Origin of the sequence: Caulobacter segnis (assembly GCF_029543125.1) — a bacterium.
Classification (GTDB): domain Bacteria; phylum Pseudomonadota; class Alphaproteobacteria; order Caulobacterales; family Caulobacteraceae; genus Caulobacter; species Caulobacter segnis_D.
On record NZ_JARQWW010000005.1, the window covers coordinates 79420 to 103594 of the forward strand.

20 protein-coding genes are annotated in these 24175 nt (G+C 68.2%); 9 read left to right on the top strand and 11 right to left on the bottom strand.

From position 1 onward, the window contains the following. Positions 1–46: 46 nt before the first annotated feature. Positions 47–3055 (bottom strand): TonB-dependent receptor plug domain-containing protein, encoded by a 3009-nt coding sequence (locus P7B02_RS15365; RefSeq protein WP_277787227.1) that lies wholly within the window; start codon positions 3053–3055, stop codon positions 47–49. 429 nt (positions 3056–3484) lie between these two features. On the opposite strand from P7B02_RS15365, the gene P7B02_RS15370 reads away from it, so the two are divergent. Next, the gene (locus P7B02_RS15370; protein ID WP_277787228.1) at positions 3485–4435 is read left to right on the top strand and encodes a YeiH family protein; all 951 of its coding nucleotides are present in this window, start codon (positions 3485–3487) and stop codon (positions 4433–4435) included. A gap of 14 nt (positions 4436–4449) precedes the next feature. On the opposite strand, the gene P7B02_RS15375 is transcribed toward P7B02_RS15370, so the two are convergent. Continuing rightward, positions 4450–5559, bottom strand: coding sequence for a M20 family metallopeptidase (locus tag P7B02_RS15375; protein ID WP_277787229.1), 1110 nt, complete (start codon positions 5557–5559; stop codon positions 4450–4452). Positions 5560–5663: 104 nt separating this feature from the next. Here P7B02_RS15375 and P7B02_RS15380 point away from each other — a divergent pair, with 104 nt between their 5' ends. Genes P7B02_RS15380 through P7B02_RS15395 form a run of 4 tightly spaced genes read left to right on the top strand, consistent with a single transcriptional unit; the run spans position 5664 to position 9047 of the window. Beyond that, a complete protein-coding gene (locus P7B02_RS15380) occupies positions 5664–6455 on the top strand; it encodes an IclR family transcriptional regulator (RefSeq protein WP_277787230.1) in 792 nt (263 codons plus the stop codon). Then, positions 6452–7210 carry an SDR family NAD(P)-dependent oxidoreductase gene (locus P7B02_RS15385; protein ID WP_277787231.1) on the top strand — a complete coding sequence of 253 codons (759 nt, stop codon included), beginning with the start codon at positions 6452–6454 and terminating at the stop codon, positions 7208–7210. The genes P7B02_RS15380 and P7B02_RS15385 overlap by 4 nt, the downstream gene beginning before the upstream one ends. Next, entirely contained in the window at positions 7207–8121 is a 915-nt protein-coding gene (locus tag P7B02_RS15390) for a polysaccharide deacetylase family protein (protein ID WP_277787232.1), read from the top strand. Before P7B02_RS15385 ends, P7B02_RS15390 begins: the two co-directional genes overlap by 4 nt. Further along, positions 8118–9047, top strand: a complete 930-nt coding sequence (locus tag P7B02_RS15395) for an alpha/beta fold hydrolase (RefSeq protein ID WP_277787233.1) — start codon at positions 8118–8120, stop codon at positions 9045–9047. The genes P7B02_RS15390 and P7B02_RS15395 overlap by 4 nt, the downstream gene beginning before the upstream one ends. A 107-nt stretch (positions 9048–9154) precedes the next feature. Here P7B02_RS15395 and P7B02_RS15400 read toward each other — a convergent pair whose 3' ends face one another. The 9 genes from P7B02_RS15400 to P7B02_RS15440 form a co-directional block, all read right to left on the bottom strand. Next, a complete protein-coding gene (locus P7B02_RS15400) occupies positions 9155–11596 on the bottom strand; it encodes a TonB-dependent receptor plug domain-containing protein (RefSeq protein ID WP_277787234.1) in 2442 nt (813 codons plus the stop codon). A gap of 171 nt (positions 11597–11767) precedes the next feature. Continuing rightward, entirely contained in the window at positions 11768–13063 is a 1296-nt protein-coding gene (locus P7B02_RS15405; protein ID WP_277787235.1) for an MFS transporter, read from the bottom strand. 11 nt (positions 13064–13074) lie between these two features. Continuing rightward, positions 13075–14514, bottom strand: a complete 1440-nt coding sequence (locus tag P7B02_RS15410; RefSeq protein WP_277787236.1) for an amidohydrolase family protein — start codon at positions 14512–14514, stop codon at positions 13075–13077. A gap of 40 nt (positions 14515–14554) precedes the next feature. Beyond that, complete coding sequence (locus tag P7B02_RS15415; RefSeq protein WP_277787237.1) at positions 14555–16042, bottom strand: FG-GAP repeat domain-containing protein; 1488 nt, start codon at positions 16040–16042, stop codon at positions 14555–14557. After that, positions 16039–17517, bottom strand: coding sequence for an amidohydrolase (locus P7B02_RS15420; protein WP_277787238.1), 1479 nt, complete (start codon positions 17515–17517; stop codon positions 16039–16041). The genes P7B02_RS15415 and P7B02_RS15420 overlap by 4 nt, the downstream gene beginning before the upstream one ends. A gap of 100 nt (positions 17518–17617) precedes the next feature. Then, on the bottom strand, positions 17618–18685 hold the full coding sequence (locus P7B02_RS15425) for a PLP-dependent cysteine synthase family protein (RefSeq protein WP_277787239.1): 1068 nt from the start codon (positions 18683–18685) through the stop codon (positions 17618–17620). A 145-nt stretch (positions 18686–18830) separates the two neighbouring features. Next, complete coding sequence (locus P7B02_RS15430; RefSeq protein ID WP_277787240.1) at positions 18831–19643, bottom strand: sulfite exporter TauE/SafE family protein; 813 nt, start codon at positions 19641–19643, stop codon at positions 18831–18833. Continuing rightward, positions 19610–20848: an NAD(P)/FAD-dependent oxidoreductase gene (locus P7B02_RS15435; protein ID WP_277787241.1), complete on the bottom strand. Its 1239-nt coding sequence runs from the start codon at positions 20846–20848 to the stop codon at positions 19610–19612. Before P7B02_RS15435 ends, P7B02_RS15430 begins: the two co-directional genes overlap by 34 nt. A gap of 7 nt (positions 20849–20855) precedes the next feature. Continuing rightward, a complete protein-coding gene (locus P7B02_RS15440) occupies positions 20856–21770 on the bottom strand; it encodes an MBL fold metallo-hydrolase (protein ID WP_277787242.1) in 915 nt (304 codons plus the stop codon). A gap of 91 nt (positions 21771–21861) precedes the next feature. Here P7B02_RS15440 and P7B02_RS15445 point away from each other — a divergent pair, with 91 nt between their 5' ends. From P7B02_RS15445 to P7B02_RS15460, 4 genes are all read left to right on the top strand, one after another. Continuing rightward, on the top strand, positions 21862–22488 hold the full coding sequence (locus tag P7B02_RS15445) for a peroxiredoxin (RefSeq protein ID WP_277787243.1): 627 nt from the start codon (positions 21862–21864) through the stop codon (positions 22486–22488). Continuing rightward, positions 22485–22874 carry an ArsR/SmtB family transcription factor gene (locus P7B02_RS15450; protein ID WP_277787244.1) on the top strand — a complete coding sequence of 130 codons (390 nt, stop codon included), beginning with the start codon at positions 22485–22487 and terminating at the stop codon, positions 22872–22874. The genes P7B02_RS15445 and P7B02_RS15450 overlap by 4 nt, the downstream gene beginning before the upstream one ends. A gap of 7 nt (positions 22875–22881) precedes the next feature. Next, on the top strand, positions 22882–23391 hold the full coding sequence (locus tag P7B02_RS15455; protein WP_277787245.1) for an Lrp/AsnC family transcriptional regulator: 510 nt from the start codon (positions 22882–22884) through the stop codon (positions 23389–23391). A 144-nt stretch (positions 23392–23535) separates the two neighbouring features. Next, positions 23536–24147, top strand: coding sequence for an RNA polymerase sigma factor (locus P7B02_RS15460; protein WP_277787246.1), 612 nt, complete (start codon positions 23536–23538; stop codon positions 24145–24147). Positions 24148–24175 lie beyond the last annotated feature (28 nt).

A 24175-nucleotide genomic window follows, 5' to 3' on the forward strand; every position in this document is an offset into this window, starting at 1 on the left:
GCGACGTCCCGCGCCAAGAGGCGCGAGGCGTCGTCCTGATGACGGATCAGAAGGTCTTGCGGACGTTGACGTACAAGTAGCGGGCGTAGGGGTTGTAGACGGTGCCCGCATAGCCGCCCGGCGTCAGCGGCGGCTCCTTGTCGAAGACGTTGCGCGCGCCGACCCGGACGCGGGTTCCGGCGAAGCGGCCCTCCTCGAACTGGTAGGCGACGCCGACATTGTGCAGCGTCGTCGACGGCACGTTGAAGAACTCGCCGGTGGCCGCGTAGGTCAGGGCCGTGCTGTAGAACTCGCCCACATAGGAGGCGAACCAGTCGGCGCTGAAGGCGCCGTACTTCCAGTTCAGCGAACCGGACCAGCGCCATTCGGGGGTGCCGCCCTGCCCCACCAGATCGGAAGCGCCGGTGATGATGGTGCCCGAATTGATCTGGCCGGCCTCACGCGCGTTCAGCAGCTCCTGAATCTGGGCGGTGGGACGCGTATAGAGCTTGTCGATCCGCGCCAGGTCGAAGTTGAAGCTGAAGTCGCCCAGGCGTTCGGTGTTGAGGCGATACATCACCCCGACATCGACGCCCTGCGCCACTTGCGGGAGTTGATTTACGTATTGGTCGTCAACCGAGATCACTTCGCCCACCGGGGTCAGGCCCGTGCCGGCGAAAGCCTGGATTTCTTCGGGCGTCGGCGCGGCGCGGTGAACCTTGGGGTTCGAGCTGCCTTGCAGACGCAGGTAGTAGTCGAGGATGACGCCGTTGCCCTCGCCGAACACGCCGATGATGCCCTGCTGCTTGATCTTCCAAACATCGGCGGTCAGCGTCACGCGGCCGAACTTCTCGGGAATGAACTGCGGCTCGAGCACCACGCCCCAGGAGAAGCTGGTCGAGGTTTCCGGCTTCAGGTCGGGATTGCCGGCGCGGATGGCGCGGGTGGCCTTGGAGCGGGCGCAGGCGTTGAAGCTGGTGATGCGTCCGGCGCGCAGGTCCGCCTCGCAGAAGATGTAGTCCTGGCGGTTGTTGGAGCGGCTGACCTGGGTGACGTTGATCTGCTCCAGATTGGGCGCCCGGAAGCCTTCCGAATAGGAGCTGCGGATGCGCAGGCCCGGCACGATGTCCCAGGCCCCCGCGATCTTGGGTTTGGCCACGCTGCCCACGTCGTCATAGTGCTCGGCGCGTCCCGCCAACTGCAGCTCCAGGCGGTCGACGAAGGGAATGTTCATCTCCGGCGAGACCAGCGGCACGGCCAGTTCGGCGAAGCCTGACACCACCGTGCGCTTGCCGCGCACGTCCGGCGAGGTGCTGGTGCCGGGAATGTCCGAGCCGGTCACGGTGCCGGTCACGGGATCGGTGTAGACCAGCGTGCCGTCGATGCGCTGGTCGCGATCGTCGCGATAGGTCTCGTGCCGCACCTCCACGCCCATCGCCGCGCCGATGTCGCCGCCCCAGATGGCCAAAAGGTCGGCCTTGTTGACCTTGAAATCCCAAAGGGCGAGTTCGGTGCGGTTCTCCCGGATGATGGGAACCCTCAGGCTGGCCAGGGTCGCGGCCGCCGACGGCGTGCCGTCGCCGTAGTTGACGTTGCCTAGGTCACCGCCGTTGAAGGGATTGTAGGCGTCGGGGGTGCTGAGCGACAGCGCCTGCTGCAGCTTGGTCGAGCTCACCGCCTCGGAGACGTCCTTGACCTTGGCCATCGAGTAGAGCGCCGCGCTCTCCCAGTTCCAGCCCCACTTCTGGCCCTTGAGGCCGCCCAGGATGCGCAGCTGGTCGTTGGTCACGTCCACCGGCGTGGCGCCCACGTCCACCAGGCTATAGGTGTTGATGGTCACCGGCACGCCGGCGGCGGGGATGTTCAGCCCCGGCAGGCGGTTGGGATTGACCTGACCGTTCGGCAGGACGGCGGCGCCGAAGGGATTGTAGTAGCCGGTGGCCGGCACGGTGATCGACGCGGCGGTGGCCACGTTGCTTGGCCCCTGCAGGCCGTGCGTCTTGGCATGGTAGTAGCCGAGCTCCGAGAAAAACTCGATGTCGTCGGTCAGGTCGTAGTGGGCGGTGCCGAAGAAGTTGTACCGCTCCACATCGGGCATGGTGTAGGTCTTCACCGCCGCCGTCTCCTGGCGAAGATTACGATCGGTGGTGACGTTGAGCGCGCCGCTGGCGATGCACAGGCCAGGGCTCAGGCTCAAGGCGCAGCCGTTGGCGGTCGGCACGATCTTGAAGATGCCGGTGGCGCCGGTCACGGCCACGCCGTTGGAGCGGATAGCGGTGGTCGTGCGAGCCGTGAACTGGCCCCAGGGCGTGCTCGCGCTGCGACCATCCAGGCTGGTGGCGGTCTCAAACTCCGTGCCGGCGAACAGCGGGCGCTTGTCGGCGTAGCGGGTGTATTCCTGATCCGAATCCAGCAGGGCCGAGCGCTGCTCGGTGGAGAAGAAGGCGGTGATGTTGCCCCGCTCGAAATCCTTGCCCACCAGCCCCGTGAAGCGGCCTTCGCGCATGCTGGTGCCTTCGGCCCCGCCGTACTGGACCTCGAACTGCGCCCCATCGAAGTCGTCGGCCAAAACGGTGTTGATCACCCCGGCCACCGCGTCCGAGCCGTAGATGGCTGCTGCGCCGTCGCGAAGGACTTCGACCCGCCGCAGGCCCGCCACGGGGATGGCGTTGGTGTTGTAGGTGAAGACCGGCACCAGGGACTCGGCCTGAGTGGTCGGATGGACGACGGTGCGTCGGCCGTTGAGCAGGACCAGCGTGTTGCCGGTGCCCAGGTTGCGCAGGCTGATGGAATTGACGTCGCCGCGGGCCGAGTTGCTGGAGCCGGGCAGGAAGCTGGAGTTGAACTGGACGTTGCCGGCCTGGGGAATGGTGCGGAAGAGCTCATCGCCCGAGCCGGCGGCCACAGCCTGGATCTGCTCGGCGTTGACCATGGTCACCGGCAGGGCGGCGGTCACCTTGGCCCCTTGGATCTGCGAGCCGACGACCACGATCTCCTCGATCTCGGCCTCGCCGGACTGTTGAGCCATGGCCGGTGCGGCGATGACAGCGGCGCAAAGCGCGCTGCTCGCCAACATGACCGATCGGCGCCGTAAAGCGGTTACTCTCATTACAGATTCCCCTCTTCTTGCTCCACGGCGCGAGGCGCGTGGTCCCGAGGGGATGTGAGCAGGCGGCGCGAGGCGCGTCCAACAACTGTTCTTTATTGTCCAATAACCGAAAGTAATGGATCAAATAACCGGCGCCCGGTTTGTACCCAGACAAGCGCCGCTCGGTGCAGCGCCTATCAGCAAACACCGCCGAACACTAGGGCCGCGACGGCGTCGCTTGCAGTGCAGCAAGTTGTCTGAAACCGAACGCCAAGCAGATCACCAGCTGAGCTGATCGAAACCATCACTAAAAGCCGTTTCTGGCGAAGGGCCGCTTTGGATATTTGGCGTGTCGGCCGGGCCGACCGGCGCCACTGGCGGACGCCCGACGTGATCTTACGCCTCACCAGACCGCTTGTGTCGATCGCCCCGGGCGCCGCCGCCGCCCTGTTCACGGCGACGGCCGCCCTGGCCCTGCACCAGCTTCCGGTCCTTGGCCTTCTGAGCCCGCCGATCCTGGCGACGGCGCTGGGGGTTGCGGTTGGGACGATGCTTGGCGGCGGCGAGCGGCGGCGCCCTGGCCAGGCCTTCGTGCTTCGGCGCCTTTTGCGCCTGGCCATCATCCTGCTCGGCTTCCAGATCAGCGTCTCGCAGATCGTCTCCCTCGGCGCGCATGGGATCGTCTTGGTGGCGGTCGCCACGCCGGCCACCTACCTGTTCATCGCGCTATGCGCGCGGATGCTTGGCGTCGACGCGCGCCTTGGGGCGCTTATCGCGGCGGGGACCTCGATCTGCGGCGCGTCGGCCATCATGGCGGCCAATTCGGTGGTTCAGGCCAAGGACGAGGACGCCGCCTACGCCATCGCGGTGATCACGCTCTTAGGCACCGCCGGGATGTTCCTCTATCCGGCGGCGGCGCCCTTGGCGGGTCTGGCGGGCGCGGACTTTGGACTATGGAGCGGCGCGTCGCTTCACGAAGTGGCCCAGGCGGTCGGCGCCGCCTTCCAGGCCGGCGAGGCGGCCGGTCACGCCGGGGTCGTGGCCAAGCTCCTAAGGGTGGGCCTGCTCGGCCCTCTCGTCGTCATCCTGGCGCTGCGGCATCGCGGGGCCGAGCGGGCGCCGACGCCCTGGTATCTGATCGGGTTCGCCTTCGCCATTGCGATCAATTCCTATGCGCCCCCGCCTGCGGCCTTGAAGGCGGCGTTGGTGACGGCGACCACTTTCTTGATGACCACGGCCCTGGCGGCCATGGGTCTGTCGACCGATCTTCGCGCGCTTGTGCGGCGAGGCCCAAAGCCCCTCGCCGTCGGCGTCCTGGGAACAGCCTTCATCAGCCTTGTGACCCTTGCGCTCATCAAAGGGCTCTGACGAAGACGTCCTGGTCAGCCTTCCAGCAAAGCCCCGATCAAGGCCCGCCTCGGCGCGATGGAGGCGGTGAGGCCGTATTCGGACAAGGTGTGCGCCCCGGCGCCTTCGATGCCCAGTCCGTCCAGGGTGGGCACGCCAAGGGCGGCGGTGAAGTTGCCGTCCGAGCCCCCGCCCGTCATCGGCGCCTCGGGCAGCGCCATGCCAAGGCCCTCGGCCAGGCCGCGGGCGCGCTCGTACAATGCGATGCTGCCCGGGTTTCGCTCATAGGCCGGGCGGTTGAGGCCGCCTTCGACCTTAACCGAGACATCCGGGTCGAAGGCGCGCAAGCCATAGAGGCGCCGATCGCAGCCGCAGGCCAAGAGGTCGCTGGGCGCGCGCAAGTCCACCTCGATGCAGCTGAACTGGGGCACCACATTGACCCCTGTCCCGCCGCTGATCACCCCGACCGAGGCGGTCACGCCGGCCGCATAGTCGGTGAGCGCCTCGATCTCGACGATCTGGCGGGCCGCCTCGAGGATCGCGCTGCGCCCGTCCTGATGGCGCATGCCGGCGTGCGCCGCGCGCCCCTCGAAGCTGATCTTGTATCGCCCCACCGCCTTGCGCGCGGTGACGCAGCCGCCGCCTTCGCGGGCCGGCTCCATGACCAGGGCGAAGTCCGCCTCGCGGGCCAGGGTCTCGATGACCGGCCGGCTGGTGGGACTGCCGATCTCCTCGTCCGGCGACAGCGCAAAGACCACCGGCCGCTGCAGCCGTCCGGCCTGCGCGGCCGCCAGCATGGCCTGCAGCGCGATCAGCACTCCGCCCTTCATGTCGTAGACGCCCGGCCCATAGAGCCGATCGCCTTCCTGTCGGATCGGCAGGGCGTCCTGCACGACGCCCAGGGGATGCACGGTGTCCAGATGGCCGATCACCAGCGCGCTGCGGCGGCCGTTGTCGGGGCCCGCCCGAAGGATCAAAAGGTCGCCCAACCCGTCGCGCCCCGCCAGGCGCTCGATCCCGATGCCGGGGTGCGCGGCGTAGAGCGCCACCACCTCGACCATGGCGTTGACCGCGGCGGCTTCATGGCTGGGGCTCTCCACGGCCAGCCATTGGGCCAGGAGCTGCGCATCCGAGGTGCTCGACATTCGGGACGTCTCCGGATTTGTCACCGCGTCGGGGCGGGAACGGTTGACGGGAGCTTAGGCCAAGGCCGACAATGCGTTCAACCACCGGAACGACATTCACATACATGACCGACACGGTTCTCTCCGCCGCCCGGGTCCTGGACCTGCTGGAGCTTGTCGCCGCCGCCGAGGAAGGCGTGCTGTTGCGCGAGGCGACCTTGCGCCTCAACGCGCCCAAGAGCAGCACCCTCATGCTGCTGCGCACCCTGGTCAATCGCGGCTATCTCTATCGTGACCCGCTGACCGACCGCTATCGGCTCAGCGAACAGTATCGGGCCGGCGCCTTCGGCTGGATCGCCGATCCGCACGCCCGCCTGATCGCCGCCGCGCGTCCGGTCATGGAGAGCCTCTCGCAGGCGCTTGGCGAGTCGATGACCTTCGCCGTCTTCGACAAGCCCGGCCACGCCAAGGCGATCACCCAGGTGGTGGCCGATGTGGAGGTGCGTTACGCCGCCAATATCCAAAGGCCCATCCCCCTCTACTGCACGGCCATGGGACGGGTGTTGGTGTCTCGCCAACCGGAGGCGGACTGGTCGCGCCTGATCGGCGAAGGCCCCTTCCCCGCCCTCACCCGCCACACGGTCACCGACCGGCAGGCCATCCTCGACATCGTCGGCCAGACCCGGGAGCAGGGCTACGCGGTGGTCATGGAGGAGTTCGCCCTGGGCGGAACGGGCGTGGCGGCTCCGATCGTCGACGCCGACGGCCGCTCGGTGGCGGCGCTCAACATGGGCTGCGTGACCAACCGTTTCGAGGAAAAGCGCGAGCGGGTCATCGTCGCGGTCACCACGGCCGCCGCCGCCCTCAGCGAGCAGCTGAGGGCCCGCAACGCCTCGCCCCTGGCCGCTACGGCATGAGCCACAACTTCAAGGACCGGGTGGTCGTGGTCACCGGCGCGGCGATCGGCTTTGGCCGCGCCATCAGCCAGGCCTTTGTCGCCGGCGGCGCCCGCGTCTACGGGTGCGATATCCGCCAGGACGAACTTAACACGCTTCATGAGCAGCTGGGCGTTTTGGCCACCAGGGTCGATCTGACCGACCGGGCCGCCGCCGCGGCCTGGATCGCGCAGGTCGAGGCCGACGCCGGCCAGGCGGTGGATGTGCTGGTCAACAACGCCGGCGGGGTCGCCGGCCAGTCGAACGTCCCGATTGAGGAGGTCAGCGACGCCGCCTGGGATGCGGTCATCGAAATCAATCTTGGAGCGGCCATGGCGCTGAGCCGCGCCTGCGCGCGCGGCATGAAGACCAAGGGAGCCGGGGCGATCGTCAATGTCGCCTCCGGAGCGGCCTTGAAGGCCTCCCTGACCGGCGTGCAGGCCTATTGCGCCGCCAAGCACGGCCTGCTTGGCCTGACGCGGCAGCTGGCCCAGGAGCTGGGTCCTTTCGGCGTGCGGGTGAACGCCGTTGCGCCCGGGTTCGTGCGCACCAACGCAGCGACCGAGCGCCAGTGGGCCGGATACAGCCAAGAGCGACAGGCGGCGATCATCGACGCCATCGCCCTGCGGCGGCTTGGCCGCGCAGAGGACATCGCCAACGCCGTAGCCTTCCTGGCCTCCGACGAGGCGAGCTTCATCTCAGGAGAAATCCTTTCCGTGAACGGAGGCAGCCGATGACCGACGAGCCGTGGCGCTGGCCCGAACCCCGTTGGCGCGGCCTGGTCGATCGGGTCCGCGCCGGCCGCAGATTGGCGCCCAGGGCCTGGCCCGACGGCGCGCCCTTCGCCATCGCCCTGTCCTTCGACAGCGATCACGAGACCAACGACCTGCGCGACGGCGGCGGCTCCATCAGCCGACAAAGCTGGGGCCAGTACGGGGCGCGGGTGGGCGCGCCGCGGATCATGGACATCCTGCAGCGGCACGACGTGCGCGCCTCCTTCTATGTCCCGGCGGTCTCGGCCCTGCTGCACCCCGAAGAACAGCGCCGCCTGGTGGCCGAGGGCCATGAGATCGGCATCCACGGCTGGATCCATGAACTCAACTCCGCCCTACCCTACGAGGCCGAGCGCGACCTGATGCTGCGGGCACGCGACACGCTCGAGCAGGTCTCGGGCCAGCGGCCGATCGGCGTGCGCACGCCAAGCTGGGACTTCAGCCCGCACACCTTGCGCATCATCTGCGAGATGGGTCTGGCCTATGACAGCTCGCTGATGGCCGACGAGGACTGTTACGAGCTGGAGATGGATGGACGCCCCACCGGGGTGGTCGAGCTGCCGGTCGAATGGATCCGCGACGATGCGGTCTATTTCGGCATGCACCGCTTCTCCGGTCTTCGCCCCTACACGCCGCCGCGCGAGGTGTTCGACATCTTCCGGCGAGAGCTCGAAGGGGCCCGTGACGAAGGCGGGCTCTTCCAGCTGACCCTGCATCCCCACATCATCGGCGCGCGGTCGCGGATCTGGATCCTCGAAGAGATCATCCGCCTGGGCCTGGCCGAAGGCGCCTGGTTCGGCACGCACGCCGACGTCGTCCGGCACGCCGCCGCCTGCGACGGCCTCATCCTCAAGACCGAAGAAAGCGCCGCATGAACCGACGCCAGCTTCTCGCCGCCGGCGGCCTCGCCCTCGCCTCGGGCGGCGGCGCGCTCGCCCAGCCCGCCTCCGAGGTCCGCAACGGCAAGATCGCCATCAATGGCGCGACGCTCAACTACTCGGCGGCCGGGCCGGCCGACGCCCATCCCCTGATCGTCCTGCACGGCGGGCGCGGCTATGGAACCCATGGCGGCGTCTTTGAGACCTACAAGTCCCTGGCTGGCAAGTACCGGGTCATCGGCTTCGACATGCGCGGCCACGGCGGCTCGTCAGTGGACGGCCCCTTCACCTTCGACCAGATGGTCCAGGACGTGGATGCGCTTCGCCAGCAGTTGGGCGGCGGCCGTCCCATGGTGCTGCTGGGCGGCTCCTTTGGCGGGATGATCGCCCTGTCCTACGCCCTCAAGCATCCGCAGGGTCTCAGCCATCTGGTGCTGCGCGGCACCGCGCCAAGCTGGCGCCATGAGGAGGAGGCGCTGGTCAATTTCGAGGAGCGCGCCGCGCGCAAGGCCCCGATGGCTACCAAGGCGATGCTGCACAAGGTCTTCACGCCGACCATCGTCAGCGACGAAGAGTTTCGCCTGATCATGTTCGCCATGGCGCCCATGTATGTGGAGGATGGGGAGACGGCTGATCTGGACCGCATCCTCGCCAACAGCCAGCGCACGGTCTACCGCGCCAAGGTCCACAACGACCTGTTCGCCGATCACTCCTACGATGTGGTCGACAAGCTTTCGGACATCAAGACGCCGACCATGGTCATGTGCGGCGACAGCGACTGGATCTGCCCGCCCGAGCAGTCGCGCCTGATCGCTTCCAAGATTGCAGGCTCCAAGCTGGTCATCGTGCCCAACAGCAATCACGGCGTGCCCGGGCCGGTGGCCCTGCGCGAGGTCACCACCTTCCTGACCGAGCGCGCCTAGCCTTCGCACGGCCTGGAGCTTCGAACACAAAAAACGGGGCGGACCCGCCAAGGTCCGCCCCGCTTGCTTTGCGAAGCCCGCCGGCCAAGCCGGCGGGCTTGAGCTCCTTAGAAGTTCACCGTCAGACGGCCATAGTAGTAGCCGCCGAACACGCCGAACGGCGAGTTGCCGCCAAACGGCGCAAAGCCGTTGGTGTCGGGCACGGTGTTGCGGTCCGGATAGACGTCGAACAGGTTGTTGGCGCCGACGGCGACGCTGACCTTCTCGTTGACCTCGTAGCCGACCTCAAGGTCGGTGATCCACTTGGCCCCGTAATGCTGGTCGGAGGTGGGGATGTTGTTGATGTTGTCGAACGCGCCATAGCGGTTCTCACGCAGGTTCACCCGCCAGCGGTCCTTGGTCCATTCGGCGCCGAGCAGCAGCTTGGTGCGCGGGGTTGACAAGGTCACCGCCCCCTGCTGCTGACGGTCGAACAGGGTCAGGCCAAGGCCGGCCAGCTGGGTCGGATCGGCGGCGATGCCGGCGATGCGGGTCTTGTTCCAGTTGAAGCCGGCGGTCAGGCGCAGGCGGCCAAGTTCGTCCAGGTCGCGCGAATAGGCGCTGACGATATCGAGACCGGTGGTGTTGGTGTCGATGGCGTTGGCGAAGTAGCGGACCGAAAGGTTCGACGGGAAACCGTTCTGGGTCAGGACGCGGGCCACGCCGGCGCCGGACAGAAGTCCGGTCAGGGCGATGCGGTCGCGAAGCTCGATCCGATAGGCGTCCACCGTCACCGACAAGCCGCGCAGCGGGGTGAGCGCCAGGCCCAGGCTGTAGTTGGTGGAGGTCTCAGGCTCCAGAGGCTGGGCGCCGAGGGCTTGGCCCACCGGGCTTTCGGGGCGCACGGTCTTGGACTCCACGAAGGTGAAGACGCCATTGACGATGTTGGCCTGGTTGGAGGTCTGGGCGTAGCCCTGCTGCGACAGGGACGGCGCACGGAAGCCGTTGCTGACGGTGGCCCGAACGGCGACGGCGTCATTGAGCTCGTAGCGCGCCGAGACCTTGCCGCTGAGCACGTCGCCGGCGGCGTCGTCATATTCCTCATAACGCGCCGCGGCGGCCACGAAGAGCTTGTCGGTCACGTCGAGGCCAAGGTCGATATAGGCCGCGTAGTTGCTGCGCGAGATGTCGGCCTCGTCGGCCGGCGACAGGACGACCGCCCCTTGCGCGCCGACGCTGGCGGCGCGTCCGGCCAGGTTGCCGTAGCCCGTCGGATAGACATAGCCGCCCGCCGCATAGGCCAGGGGATCGCCGACCCGCGTGCGATAGCGCTCCCAGCGATACTCCAGCCCCGTCGCCACCGACAGACCGCCCAAGACGTCGAACTGACGGTTCAGATCGAAGTTGGTGGTCCATTGCTCGAAGGACGAGGTGAAGGTGTGGAAGGAGGTCGGGCTGGACGGGCCAAGCGAGGCGTTCAGCGTATTGCTCGAGCCGTGATCGACCTCGTTCTTGCCGAAGGTGGTCGAAAGATCCAGGTTCCAGCCGCCCGCCATCCACCGCAGACCGCCGCTGGTCTGGAAGTCGACTTCGTCCAGGGTGTAGTTGGGCGCAAAGCCGTCCGGGAAGATCTGGATCAGGTTTTGGTTGCTGTTGGGGCGACGGAAGCCCTGCCCCACCACCGCGTCACGGAAGCCCAGGGTCGCAGAAGCGTAGACTTCCGCCTCGCCGAGGCTATGGCCGGCATTGGCCGACATGGTCGCCGACTTGGTCTTGGGCAGGCCGCCGCGATAGAGCTGGTAGCGGTGGGCGGTGGCCTCACGCGGGTCTGCGACGCCGCCTGGCAAGGTGAAGTAAAGCTGGCCGGGCATGTCGACGCCGCGAAGGGCGTCGTTCTGGACCTTGGCGTCGAGCGCAAGGGTCAGGTAGCCGTCGTCGCCCAGCTTGAAGCCATGCCAGATATCGGCCTGGACGGTCTCGCCGTCGGTGACGCCGTTATAGGAGAAACGCTGACCGGCGTTGACGTTGAGGCGTCCGCCGTCGGTGTTCTTCTTGAGGATGACGTTGATCACCCCGGCGATGGCGTCCGAGCCGTACTGGGCGGCGGCGCCGTCGCGCAGCACCTCGATGCGGGCGATGGCGCTGGAAGGGATCAGGTCCAGATCGACGGGGTTGCCGCCGTTGGACAGGTTGCCGGTGTTGAGGTTGGTCAGCGAGCTGTTGTGACGACGCTTGCCGTCCACCAGGACCAGTACATGGACGCCGCCCAGGCCGCGAAGACCCGCGGGGCGCGCCAGGCTGTCCCAGGAAGAGGACGCCACGGTCTGGGCCTGGAAGGACGGGATGAGTTGGGTGAGCGCATCGCGCAGCGGCGCGGCGCCGCCCATGCGCTCCAGGGTCTCGCCGCCGATCACGTCGATCGGCGCGGGGCTGGAGACGACGGTGCGGGCCTGGCCGCGGCTGCCGGTGACCACGACCTCGGTGAGCTCGCTGTCGGATTGGGCGATCGCCGGGACGGCGGTGAGGACCGTCGCCAAGCTGGTGTAGAGAAGCAGTGCGGCTTTAGACATGACGATCCTCTGTGAGGCCACGGTGTTGGACGGAGACGTTGTTCGTCGGCTGGGGGAGCTTTGAACGAACCGTCGGCGGGAACGGCGGGCGCCGTGACGTCCCCGTCCGTAAGGCGTTGACGGAAGCGCGCGCGATATCCTCACTTTTTGTGACGACATTCATGACGACGCCTATCCGTGCAGGGCGGGACGGCGCGGCGTCAGCAGCAGCGCGATGGCCGAAAGGGCGGCCGCGCCGGTCACATAGAACCCCGGCGCGATGGCCGTTCCGGTCTGCTGGACCAGCAAGGTGGCGATGAACGGGCCAAAGCCGCCAAAGATCATCACCGCGCCGTTGTAGCCGATCGACATGGCCGTATAGCGGATGCGCGTGGGCAAGAGCTCGCACAGGAAGGTGGGCGCAGCACCGCTATAGAGGCCGGTGAGGACCCCGGCGACCGAGGTTAGAATGGCCACGTTCCAGGCCGTGGCGAAGGTCGCCAGCTGCCAGTAGAGCGGCAAAGACAGCAGCAGGCATCCCACCGCGCTGGCGATCAGGAACGGCCAGCGCCCATAGCGGTCCGACAGCCAGCCGACGATGGGAATGGTGGCGATGTTGACGAGCACGCCCAGCAAGGTGGCGGCCAGCACCTCGGAGGCGGGTATCTTGAGGGTCTGGGAGGCGAAGGTGGCGGTGAAGGTGGTGAAGATGTAGCTGCCCACAGTCCAGACAATGGTGATGCCGAATACCCGCGCCACTGCGGCGCGATGGACAGTCAGCGCCTCCCGGACGGGGGCGGCGGGCACGGCCGCCTCGGCCTCGAAGGCGGGGGTCTCCGAGACGTGGGCGCGCAACCAAAAGCCCACGGGCGCCACCAGGAAGCCCAGGACGAACGGCACGCGCCATCCCCAGGCCGCCAGGTCCTGCGGCGACAGGATCGCGTTGAGCAGAAGCGCCGTGCCGATCGCCGAGACGATCGCCAGGCTCGTGCTCAGCTGCTGCAGGCTGCCAAAGAAGCCGCGGCGGTGCGGCGGCGCGTATTCCACCAGGAATGTCGTCGCCCCGCCCCACTCCCCGCCCGTGGCGAAGCCCTGAACAAGACGGCAGGCGACCAACAGCAGCGGCGCGGCCAGGCCGATGGTCGCATAGGACGGGATCAGGCCTGTCAGGCCGGTGGCGACAGCCATCAGCAACATCGTCAGCACCAGCGCCGCCTTGCGTCCACGACGGTCGCCGAAACTGCCCAGGACCACCGCGCCGACGGGCCGCATGACGAACCCGACCCCGTAGGTCGCGAAGCTGGCCAAGATGGCGGTCAGCGGGTCGGCCTTGGGGAACATCGCCTGCCCGATCTGGGCGGCGAAGTAGCCGTAGACGATGAAGTCGAACAGCTCGAACCAGTTGCCGATCATCACCGAGCCCAAGGCGCGGGCGATCTGCCGGGGACTGGCGGGTGCGGCGGGCGTTGGCGGAGCGGCGGTCTGCATGGCGTGTCGGCTCAGCGGGTCTCGGCCGGCGGCGAGGGCTTGGCCAGGGGCGCCGAGACATGACGCGGCAGCACCACTTGGCCCTCGGCCACCCAGCGACGACCGTCCTTGTAGACCTGATCGATCTTGGCCAGGTCCTCCAGGGTCTCGTCAGGCTTGCCGTCGACGACGATCACATCGGCCAGCTTGCCCGCCTGAAGGGTGCCCAGCTTGTCGCCCATGGCCAGCAGCTGGGCGTTGGTGCGGGTGGCGGCGATCAGGGCCTGGGGCGCGGTGTAGCCGCCTTTGACGAACCATTTCAGCTCGGCGATGTACGGGTTGGGGATCATGGTGTTGACCCGCCCGATGGTGTCGGTGCCCACCCCCATCACCACCCCTTGCGCCTTCAGTTTCTTGAAGACGTCGAAGTTGGATTGGCTGGTCATGGTGAAGCGGCGCGAGGTCGAGCCGTAGAAGCCGCCGGAGGTGTCCAGGACGTTCTGGTAAACCTGCAAGGTCGGGATCGAGGCGACCTTGCGGCGGCCCATGGTCGCGATCACCGCATCGGTGCGCGGCAGGGGATGCTCGATCATGTCGACGCCGGCGGCCACGGCCCGCTCGATGTAGAGGGTTTCGCAATCACAGGTCACCGGCAGGCCCAGGGTGTGGGCCTCGTCCACCGCGGCGTTGACCTCGTCGGCGGTGAAATGGCTGGCGATCTTGATCACCGATGCGCCCTGCTTGAACGCTAGGCGCACGGCGGCGCGCCAGGCGTCGGCGCCGTCGCGTTCCCACTGATAGGTGGGGCCGTGGTTGGGGGTGATCGGCCGCTCGGTGGCGTGGCCGCCCGTGCCGGTGATGATGTGGCCGGCGGCGAAGACGCGCGGGGCCGCAATCTGCCCCGAGGCGCTCCACTGGGCCAGCTGATGCGGTGCGTTGAGCACCCCGCCCAGGTCGCGCACCGAGGTGAAGCCCGACTCCAGGAAGTAGCGCAGGTTGCGCGATCCGCGCAGCACGCCGGAGCCTTCGGTGTCCTGCTCGTCGATGGGCGTGTCCGGGTCCGGATAGGTCATGTGGACGTGCATGTCGATCAGGCCGGGCATGACGGTCTTGCCGGTCACATCGACGATCTCGGCGTCGACGGCGAAATCCGAGGAATCCGCGGGCAGAACCGCCTTGATCGTGCGCCCCTCGATCACCACCGTGCCCGCATAGGCGCGCTCGGAGACGGCGTCGAACACCCGGCCGCCCTTGAGCACGACCTGCTTTTTGGGAGCCGCCTGCGGCGGGCGGCGCGGAATGCGCTGCGGATCGTCCGAGGTCAGGACCGAGGGCGGCAGAACGTCCTTGCGGTCATTGAGCGCCGGCGCCTGGGCGGAGGCTCCGACCGACGTCCAAAGCGCGGCGAGCGACACGGCGCACCCCAGGGCGCGCCGCACGGAGGGGCGCAGGGTCGCAAGGCGAATGGACATCAAGCAATTCTCCACAATGGGCCGCGGGTCCGGCCTCTGATCAGTTCGACGGCTGGCGCAGTTTGACGACCTTGCCGCGCCAGCGCTTGGGATCGACCTTGTCGAGCGTCACCGTGCGCCGCCCCTGGGGCGTCAGGAACGTGGCTTCGAGACGCACCTTGCCGGCCGACAGGGTCGGGAGGTGCACGGGCTGGGCGCTTTGAGAGTCGTAGCCGCCGCCGGTGTCCATGAGCCGAGCGCCCAGGAGCTTGCCCTTGGCGTCGTAGGCGCGCACCTCGGCTCCGGGGACCACGCGCTTGCCGGTGGGATCGAGCGCCTCCACCAACAGGGCGTTGCGCTGCGCTGGCGGCGGCGAGATGTTCTTGAACAGGCGGCCGCCGCCAACCTTGTCGTCATTGTGGGTCAGCGCCAGATCCAAATCCCCATCGCCGTCGAAGTCGGCCCACTGGACGCCATGATCAGCCGGCGCACGATTCAGATTTGCTGGCAGCGCCTCCACAAATCGACCGCCGACATTGCGATAGAGCTTATCGGGCAGGTTTGGATTGGGGGTGCGGAAGGTCGTCACATAGAGGTCGAGCCAGCCGTCCTGGTCGATATCGGCGAAGGCCCCGGCCACATGGTGCTCGTCGCCGACGATGCCTACGGACTGAGCGACCTCGACGAAGCGCCCGCCATCGTTGCGATAGAGCCGGTTGACGCCATAGGCGGCCACGAACAGATCGAAATCGCCGTCGTTGTCATAGTCGGCCACCGTGCAGCCGACCGAGCCTTCGTCGGCCGGACGCTGCAAGGGCGTCACGCCCAGTTCGACGGCGACATCTTCGTAGCGGCCGCCGACATTGCGGAAGAAGCCGTCGCGGTCGCCGGCCTGGTTGGCCACGAAGAGGTCCAGATCGCCGTCCTGATCGGCGTCGAAGAAGCAAGCGCCGACGCTCTTGCGCGGATCGGCCAAGCCCCATTGGGCCGCCGCCTCACGGAAGCGCCCGCCCTCGTTGATGAACAGCTGGTTGGGCGCGGCGCGCTGGGCGACGAAGAGGTCAAGGTCGCCGTCCAGATCGATGTCGATCCAGGTGACCTGACGGGTGGAGGCGTCGGGGGGCGAGACGCCGAGCGCCTCGCCGACCTCGACAAAACCCTTGGGGCCGTCATTGCGAAACAGCCGGTTGCGCTCACGCGGCGTGGCGGAGACCCCCACATAGAGATCAAGGTCGCCGTCTCCGTCATAGTCGCCCCAGGCCAGGCCGCGGGCGTCCTTGCCGTTGAGCGTCAGGCCTCGGTCGACGGGCGTCAAAACACCCTTGTCGTTCTCCAGCAGAAGGACCGTGCCGTCCTTGAAGCCGGTGACCAGGTCGAGATCACCGTCGCCGTCGTAGTCGCCCCAGGCGTTGGCCAGGGCGCCGGGACGATCCAGCGCCGCATTGGCCACCGGCTCGAACTTGAAGACCTCGCCGCCGCCAGCCTGCGCCCACGCCGTCATGGGCGCCAGCAGCGCCGCTCCCGCGATCAGTGCCGATCGAAGCTTCATTGGCCCGCCTCCGTGCGCTTGTGACGATAATCCAGGGGCGGCGGCCGATCGCCGACCATCGCCTGGTATTTGAAATCGGGTCCGCGCCGCTCGTCCAGTTCGGCGCGGGCGCGCGCGATCCGCTTGGGATCGCGCATCAGGTCGGCGGCGGTGAGCGCCAAAGTCTTGGCGGCGACAGCCCCGGCCTTGGTGGCCATGGGCGTGCCGCCCGCGGCCACGGCTTGCCAGCTGTGCGCCGGCGTTCCCGGCACCCAGGTGGCTGTGGTGATGCCCGCCGTCGGCGTCACCCAGCTGACGTCGGCCACGTCCGTCGAGCCGGCCCCGCCCCCGCCCACGGCGTAGGCCTCGACCTGGGCGGCGCTGGCGAAGGTCAGTTTGGTGGCGGGCAGCTGCGGCGCCATCGCTTCGGCGAAGGCGGTGTCGGCGGCGTCCCACTTGACCCCGCCGACCTCGCGCAGATTGCGATCCATCAACCGTCCCAGGGCGTCGTTGGGCAGCATGTTGTAGACCCCGCCGGTCTGCTCGAAGGCCACCTTGGTCTCGGTGGCCATGGCCGCGCCGTCGGCGGCCTTGCGGATGCGGCCGATCACGTCTCGCACCACCTGCGGGTCGGTGTGGCGCACATAGTAATAGACCTCGGCGCTGTCGGGGACGACGTTGGGGGCCTGCCCGCCGTCGGTGGTCACGTAGTGGATGCGGGTGCCGGCCGGCACATGCTCGCGCATGTAGTTGGCAGCGACGTTCAGGACCTCGACGCCGTCGAGGGCCGAGCGGCCCTTCTCTGGGGCGGCCGATGCGTGGGCGGCGACGCCGCTGAACCGGAACTTGCCGCTGACATTGGCCAAGGAGACGGTCTGGGCGGCGCTGTTAATGTCCGACGGATGCCAGTGCAGGGTCGCCGACACATCTTCGAACAGGCCGGCGCGCACTAGATAGACCTTGCCCGAGCCCCCCTCCTCGGCCGGCGTGCCGTAGACCCTCACCTCGCCTTTGACGTCGTGGGCCGTCATCCAGGCTTTCACAGCCTGGGCGGCCGCCACGGAGGCGGCCCCGAAAATATGGTGCCCGCAGGCGTGCCCGGCGTCCTGGCCGGCCGCCCCGCGCTGGGGTTCGGCCTTTTGCGACAAGCCCGGCAGAGCGTCGTACTCAGCCAGGATGGCGATCACCGGTCCGTCGCCGTTCTTGAAGCTGGCGACGAAGGCGGTGGGCATGCCGGCGACGCCGGACTGGATCTTAAAGCCGGCGGCGGCGAGCTCGCCCTGCAGGAGGGCCGAGCTTTGGGTCTCCTGATAGCCGACCTCGGCCAGGGTCCAGATGCGTTTGGCCACCTCGCCCATCCTGGGCGTCCCGGCGTCCACGGCCGCCAGGATTTCACGCCGCTGCGCCGAGGGGGCCTGCGCCTGGGCGGCGCCGGCGGCGATGGCGAGCGCCAGGGCGGGCGCAAAGAGGCGTCCAGGCAGAAGGCGAGCGGGCATCGGGTCCTCCAGGCGCTGCAAATGCGGCCTAGAATGACCAGGCGCTATTGCGTTGACGGAAGGCCAGCCAAAACCCTCACCTCGCCCCAAGCCCGCCGTCTTAAATGACCCGAAGATCGACCAGCTCGACCCGAGGCGCCACATAGCAGTCGCGCACGCGCTCTTCGCGGGCCAGGTCGGTGGATAGATACCGAGCGCTGTTGTCGGCGAAGACGGTCGCCACCGCCGGCGTGCCCGGAAGGGTCATGGCGATCTTCAAGGCCGCCACCATATTGGCGCCGCTGGAGATGCCGACGCCCAGCCCCAGCTCCACGGCGAGCCGCTGGGCCATCAAGATGGCGTCGCCATCGCAGACCCCGATCACCGCCGACAGTTCGTCGAGCTTGACGATTTCGGGGATGAACTCGTCCGACACGCCCTGGATGCGGTGGCGGCCGACCTTGTGGCCGGTGGACAAGGTGGGCGATTCCGCCGGCTCGACGGGATGAACCGAGGCGGCCAGACCGACGTCGCGAAAATGCCGCGCCACCCCCATCACCGTGCCGCCGGTGCCGACCCCGGCCACAAAGGCGTCGGGCGTGGCGCCGACCGCCTCCATCTGGGCCAGGAGCTCCGGCGCGGTGCCGGCGTAATGGGCCCGCCAATTGTCGGGATTGGCGAACTGCTGGGACAAGAAGCCGCCCACCTGGGCGGCGTGCTGTTCGGCCCGGGCGATGGAGCCGAGGAAGCCGCCCTCCTCGGCCGAGACGAGGCGGATCTCCGCGCCGTGGCTGCGCAGTAGGGCCCGGCGCTCGGCGCTCATCCAGTCGGGCATGAAGATGGTGACCGGGTGGCCCAGCGCCCGTCCGACCGCAGCCAGGGCGATGCCGGCGTTGCCGCTGGTGGCCTCGACGATCTCCTGTCCCGCAACGAGCGCGCCGCGGCCATAGGCGGCGGCGATGACGCCCAGCGCCATGCGGTCCTTGATGCTGCCGGTGAGGTTATAGAACTCGGCCTTGGCGTAGATGGTGAAGCGGCGCCGATCGAGCTTGGCCTGGATGGCCAGGAGCGGGGTGTCGCCCACCAGCCCCGACAGGGCGCTGAGGCGGTCGCAGCCGGCGGGGGAGCGCGGCGCGTGCCTGGCGGAAGGCGATCTGGTTGACGGGAGCGACGGGGGGGAATCGATCACAACGCAATCCTGGTGACGACCCATCGCCCGCGTGACGCAAGCGGGGGTCGTGGGGCTTTGACGGAAGCAAATCCAAAGCCCTCATCTGTGCGGTGCAAAAAAATGCCGTTCCGATGGGCGCCGGCGCCGCCTGAAGCGGCGCCGCTCAGAGCGTCTGGGCCAGCATCGCCAGGGCCACGACCACGAGCAGGCCCGCAAAAAGCATGTTCAACGCCCCGCGCCTCTGCGACAGCCGCACCCCGGCGCGGGCGCCCAGGGCGCCGCCGAACACGCCGCCCGCCACAAAGGCGCCGGCCAGCAGCCAGTCGACCCATCCGCTCAAGGCGTAGTTGAACGCCGTCGTCAGGCCAAAGGCGGTCACGGCCACGAGGGACGAGCCGATGGCGGCCATCATCGGCATCCGCGTCGCCGCTACGAGGCCCGGAACGACAAGAAATCCGCCGCCGATCCCGAAGAAGCCCGAGACCAGACCCGCCGCGCCGCCGGCGGCCGCCAGACGCGGGGCGTTCTTGCGATCCAGCTCCACCTTCAGGTCGCCGTCGTCATGTCGGCGGCGGAACATCAAGATGCTCGCCGCGAGCATGACGAGGGCGAACAGGGCCAGGAGCCGCTCGCCCGGGACGAGCTTGCCCACGCTTGAGCCGGCGGCGGCGCCCAGCACCCCGGCGGCGGCGAAGAGCAGCGCGCAGCGCCATTTGACGTTGCCCAGCCGCGCGTGGCGGACAAGGTTGGAGCCGGCGTTCAGGGCGACGGCGCAGGCGCTGGTGCCGATCGCCAGATGGGGGTTGGGCACGCCGACCACATAGACCAGCAGCGGCACGGCCAGGATCGATCCGCCGCCCCCCACCAGGCCCAGGGTGAAGCCCACGAGCGCGCCAGCCCCTCCGCCCAGCGCGTATTGGGCCAGATCCAGAGCGGCCATGGTCAGCCCGCCGAGGGCTTGGGCGCGACCAGCCATTCACGGCCGCGCAGCATGCCGTGCCAGTAGATGAACGGCAAAAGCCGGGTCTTAAGCCACCAGGCGCGCCGCGTGGCGCGATCCCCATCGAGGACCCGGCGCGGCAAGGTCGGCAGCAGCCGGCCGCCATAGCCGAACTCGGCCAGGACGATGCGGCCGCGCTCCACGGTCAGGGGGCACGAACCGTAGCCGTCATAGGCGAAGGCGGGCGCCTTGCCGTCCAGATAGGCCAGGAGGTTTTCGGCCACCACCGGCGCCTGCTTGCGCGCCGCCGCCGCGGTCTTGGCGTTGGTCGTCGCCACCCCGTCGCCCAGAGCAAAAACGGCCGCAAACCGGGGGTGCTGCAGGGTTTGCGGATCGACCTCGATCCAGCCGTCCTGACCGGCCAGCACGCTGCCCGCGAAGGCGGGCAAGGGGCGTTGGGGGGGACACACGTGCAGCATGTCGAAGCTGCGATGAACGATGCTCTCGCCTTGCGGGCCCTGGGTGCGGAAGGTCGCCCTGCGGCCCGGGCCGTCGACGGCGATCAGCTGGCTTTGCAGCTGAAGATCGACGCCGTAGCGCTCGATGTAGCGCATCAGCGCCGGCACATAGTGCGCCACCCCAAAGAGGGCGGGCGTCGCCGCATGGAAGGCGATCTTGGGGCCGCCGCCGCGTCGTCGCCAATAATCGGCGCTCAGATAGACCGCCTTTTGCGGCGCGCCCGCGCATTTGATGGGCATGGTCGGCTGGGTGAAGAGCGCCTGGCCCTTGGTCAGGGACCGCACGAGGCTCCAGGTGTAGGGGGCAAGATCAGCCCGGTAGTTGGAGGTGACCCCGTACTGGCCCAGCGCCTCCTCGAGGCCGGCGATCTCCTCCCAGGCCAGACGCAGGCCTGGGGCCACGACCAAGGCCTCGTATTCGACCACCCCGCCGCTCCCCAGGGTTATGCGGCGTTGCTGCGGATCGACGGCCGCCATGGCGTCCTGGATCCACGCCGCGCCGACGGGGATGCACTTGGCCATGGGTCGCTGCGTGGCCGCACGGTCGAAGACCCCCGCCCCCACCAGGGTCCAGCCCGGCTGATAGTCGTGGACTTGCTTGGGCTCGACGACCGCCAGGTCCAGACCCGGGCGGCGCTTGAGGAGGCTGGCGGCGGCGGCCAGTCCGGCGGCGCCGCCGCCGATGACCACGACCTTGTGCTTGCGGATGGAGGGACTTGTCATGGCGGCCTCAGATGGCGTCGAGAGGAAGGATGAGGCGTCGACGTCCGTCGACGCCTGGCGCAGGCAGGCGCCCGGCGTTCAGGTTCACCTGGAGCGCGGGCCAAAGGAGCTTGGGGACCGGCAGGGCCGCATCGCGCGCGTTGCGCATGGCCACGAAGGCGGCCTCATCGCGCTCGCCGCCCACATGGACGTTGTCGGCGTTCTGGGCGGCGACGGTGGTCTCCCAGGCGTACTGATCGCGCCCGGGGGCCTTGTAGTCGTGGCCGCAGAACAGCCGCGTCTTGGGCGGAAGCGACAGCAGCCGGCGGATGGACCGGTAGAGCCGTCGAGCGTCCCCGCCTGGGAAATCAGCCCGCGCGGTTCCAAAGTCGGGCATGAACAGGCTGTCGCCGATGAAGACGGCGTCGCCCACCACATAGGCGACGTCGGCCGGCGTATGACCTGGGCAGGCCAGGATGCGGCACTCCAGCTGGCCGATCGACAGGCGCTCGCCATCCTCAAAGAGGCGGTCGAAGGGCGCAGAGGTCGGCGGCGGCGCCCCGAAGATCGGTCCAAACAAGGCCTGGACCTCGCCGATCCCCGCCCCGATGCCGATCGGCGCGCCGTACCGTTCGGCCAGATAGGCAGCCGCGGACAGGTGATCGGCGTGGACGTGGGTCTCCAAGATCCAGGCGACGCTCAGGCCTTCGCGCTCGATCAAGGCCTCCAGATCGGCGACCCCGCGATGGGAGACCCGTCCAGCCGCCGCATCGAAGTCGGCCACACTGTCGATGATCGCGCAGGCCCGCGACCTCGGGTCGGCCACCACATAGGTCACCGACGCGGTCGCCTCGTCGAACAGGGCGTGGATTTGCGGCCTGAGGTTTTCATCGGCGGCGGCCAGCACGCAGTCGCGCGCCGCCTCCAGGGCGACATCCTCCATGGCGGTAAACCCTTTATTACGTATTTTCCGTAATTGTGTAATTAGACTCTTGGGACGCGGTCAAGCGGCCGCCTGCGATGCGTGAGACGCCATGGATCAGACGACGACTTTTCAGCGGGGCCTGCGGCCCGGCGACGCCGCACCCGCTTTTCGGGCCAGGACCACGCACGGCGAGCGCGCGCTGGAGGGCTATCGGGGCCGCTGGCTGATCTTCTTTTCCCATCCCGCTGATTTCACGCCGGTCTGCACCACCGAATTCATCAGCCTGGCGCGCGCGGCCGACCGCTTCGCCAAGCTGGACTGCGAGCTGCTGGGCCTGTCGGTGGACAGCCTGTTTTCGCATCTGGCCTGGCTGCTGAGCATCGAGGAGACTTCGGGCACGACCGTCCCGTTCCCCATCGTCGAGGACCCTTCCATGGCGATCGCCCAGGCCTATGGCATGACCGCCCCGGGCGACACCGATAGCGCCTCGGTGCGGGCGACCTATTTCATCGACCCCAAGGGGATCATCCGGGCCCTGACCTGGTATCCCATGACCAACGGCCGCTCGGTGGAGGAGATGCTGCGCCTGCTGGCGGCGCTTCAGGCCACCGACAAGGAAGGCGGCCTCACCCCTGAGGGCTGGCGGCCGGGCGAGGCGCTGATCTCGCCCGCGCCGGTGACCCTGGAGGCGGCGCGCCAGCTGGCGCAGAGCGCCCGCTCCGGAGGCGGCCGATGAACCTGTCCGTTCGTCAAACCGCCGAGGACGTCGCCGAGCGCATGCGCAGCCTGGCGACACCCGCCCGCCTCCAGATTCTCGGCCACCTGATCGCCGGCGAGCAGTCGGTGGGCGACCTTGAGCGCCTCACCCAATTGAAGCAGCCCGGCCTGTCGCAACAGTTGGCCGAGCTGCGCGCGGCCGGCTGGGTGTCGACGCGTCGCTCGGCGCGCAACATCGTCTACAGCCTGGCCGACGATCGGGTCGGCGCCCTGGTCGGCTCGCTGGCCAGGCTGTTCGACGCCTCGCTCGACGCCGCGGCGCTTCCGATGCGCCCCGCCGCATCCGCCGACGCCCCTTCTCCAAGCCAGGCGGCGGTCTTCGCGCGCGTCGGCAAAGCTGCTTGAGGCTTCCATGACCAGCCGCGCCCGTCCCGTCGCCCTCGACCCCGCCGACATCCGCATTCTCGCCGCCCTGCAGGAGGACGGCACCTTGTCGGTCGCGGCCGTGGCCGAGCGGGTCAATCTGTCCACCAACGCCTGCTGGCGCCGCATCAAGCGGCTGGAGGACGACGGCGTCATCCGGCGCCGCGTCGCCCTTTTGGACGCCGGCGCCCTGGGTGTCGGGGTCACGGTCTTTGTGAACGTGCGCACCAGCGAGCACAGCGATGAGTGGACGCGGACCTTTCAGGCCGCCGTCGACGCCATGCCCGAGGTGGTCGAGTTCTACCGGATGAGCGGCGAGGTGGACTATTTGCTCAAGGTCCAGGTGGCCAGCATCGCCGACTATGACGCCGTCTACCGCCGCCTGACCTCGGCGGTGAAACTGACCGATGTCAGCTCCGCCTTCGCCATGGAGGAGATGAAGCACACCACCGCCCTGCCCCTACCGACCGCCAGAGCGTCTAATCGGTATGATGACTAAAACTTGTTGATCACAAGATCGCGCCAGTTTCGTGGATGTTCATCCCAAAATACCCCCTATGCGCGTGAAGTAAGGTGAGGATTTCTCACCACCCCCCGTGACAGATTGATTGCGTTAACGCAGGGGGAGAACGCGTTGAACGGCATGGTGACGGGCGTTTTGGAGACGGCTGAAGCCGTCAAGACCGGCAAGGTCTGGGCGCGAGGGGAGCTTCGGGCCGGCAACGGCGCCGACCCCGAGACGGCCCGCTTCCTGGCTGAACTGATGCCTTTCGTGCCTGAACTTCGCGGCTATCTGCGGCGCAGACTTCCGGCCAATGACGTTGAGGATGTCGTTCAGGACGTCCTGGTTCGCCTGCTCCATCGCGGCGGCGGCGACGTGACCTTCCCGCGGCGCTACCTCTATCAGACGGCCGTGGCCATCCTGATCGACCGCAGCCGCACCGAGCGCAGCCGCTGCTCCAATCTGCATTGCGATCTGGAAGAGGCCGACCAGGTGCTCGAAGAGCTGTCGCCCGATCGGGTGATCCTGGCCCGCGAAGAAATCCAGATCGCCCGAAAGGTCCTCAGCGCCCTTCCCGAACGCACCCGCGCCGTGCTGATCGCCGTACGCATCGATGGTCAGCGCATCAAGGCGGTGGCCGAGGAGATGGGCATCAGCGTCAGCGCGGTGGAGAAGCACCTGATCAAGGCGCTGAAGGCCCTGCGCCAAGCCTGCGAGCCCGCTGGGACGGCGCCCGCCGCCCTCGCCTCCTGACCTCACCTTCCGTAGCCTCAGAGTATCC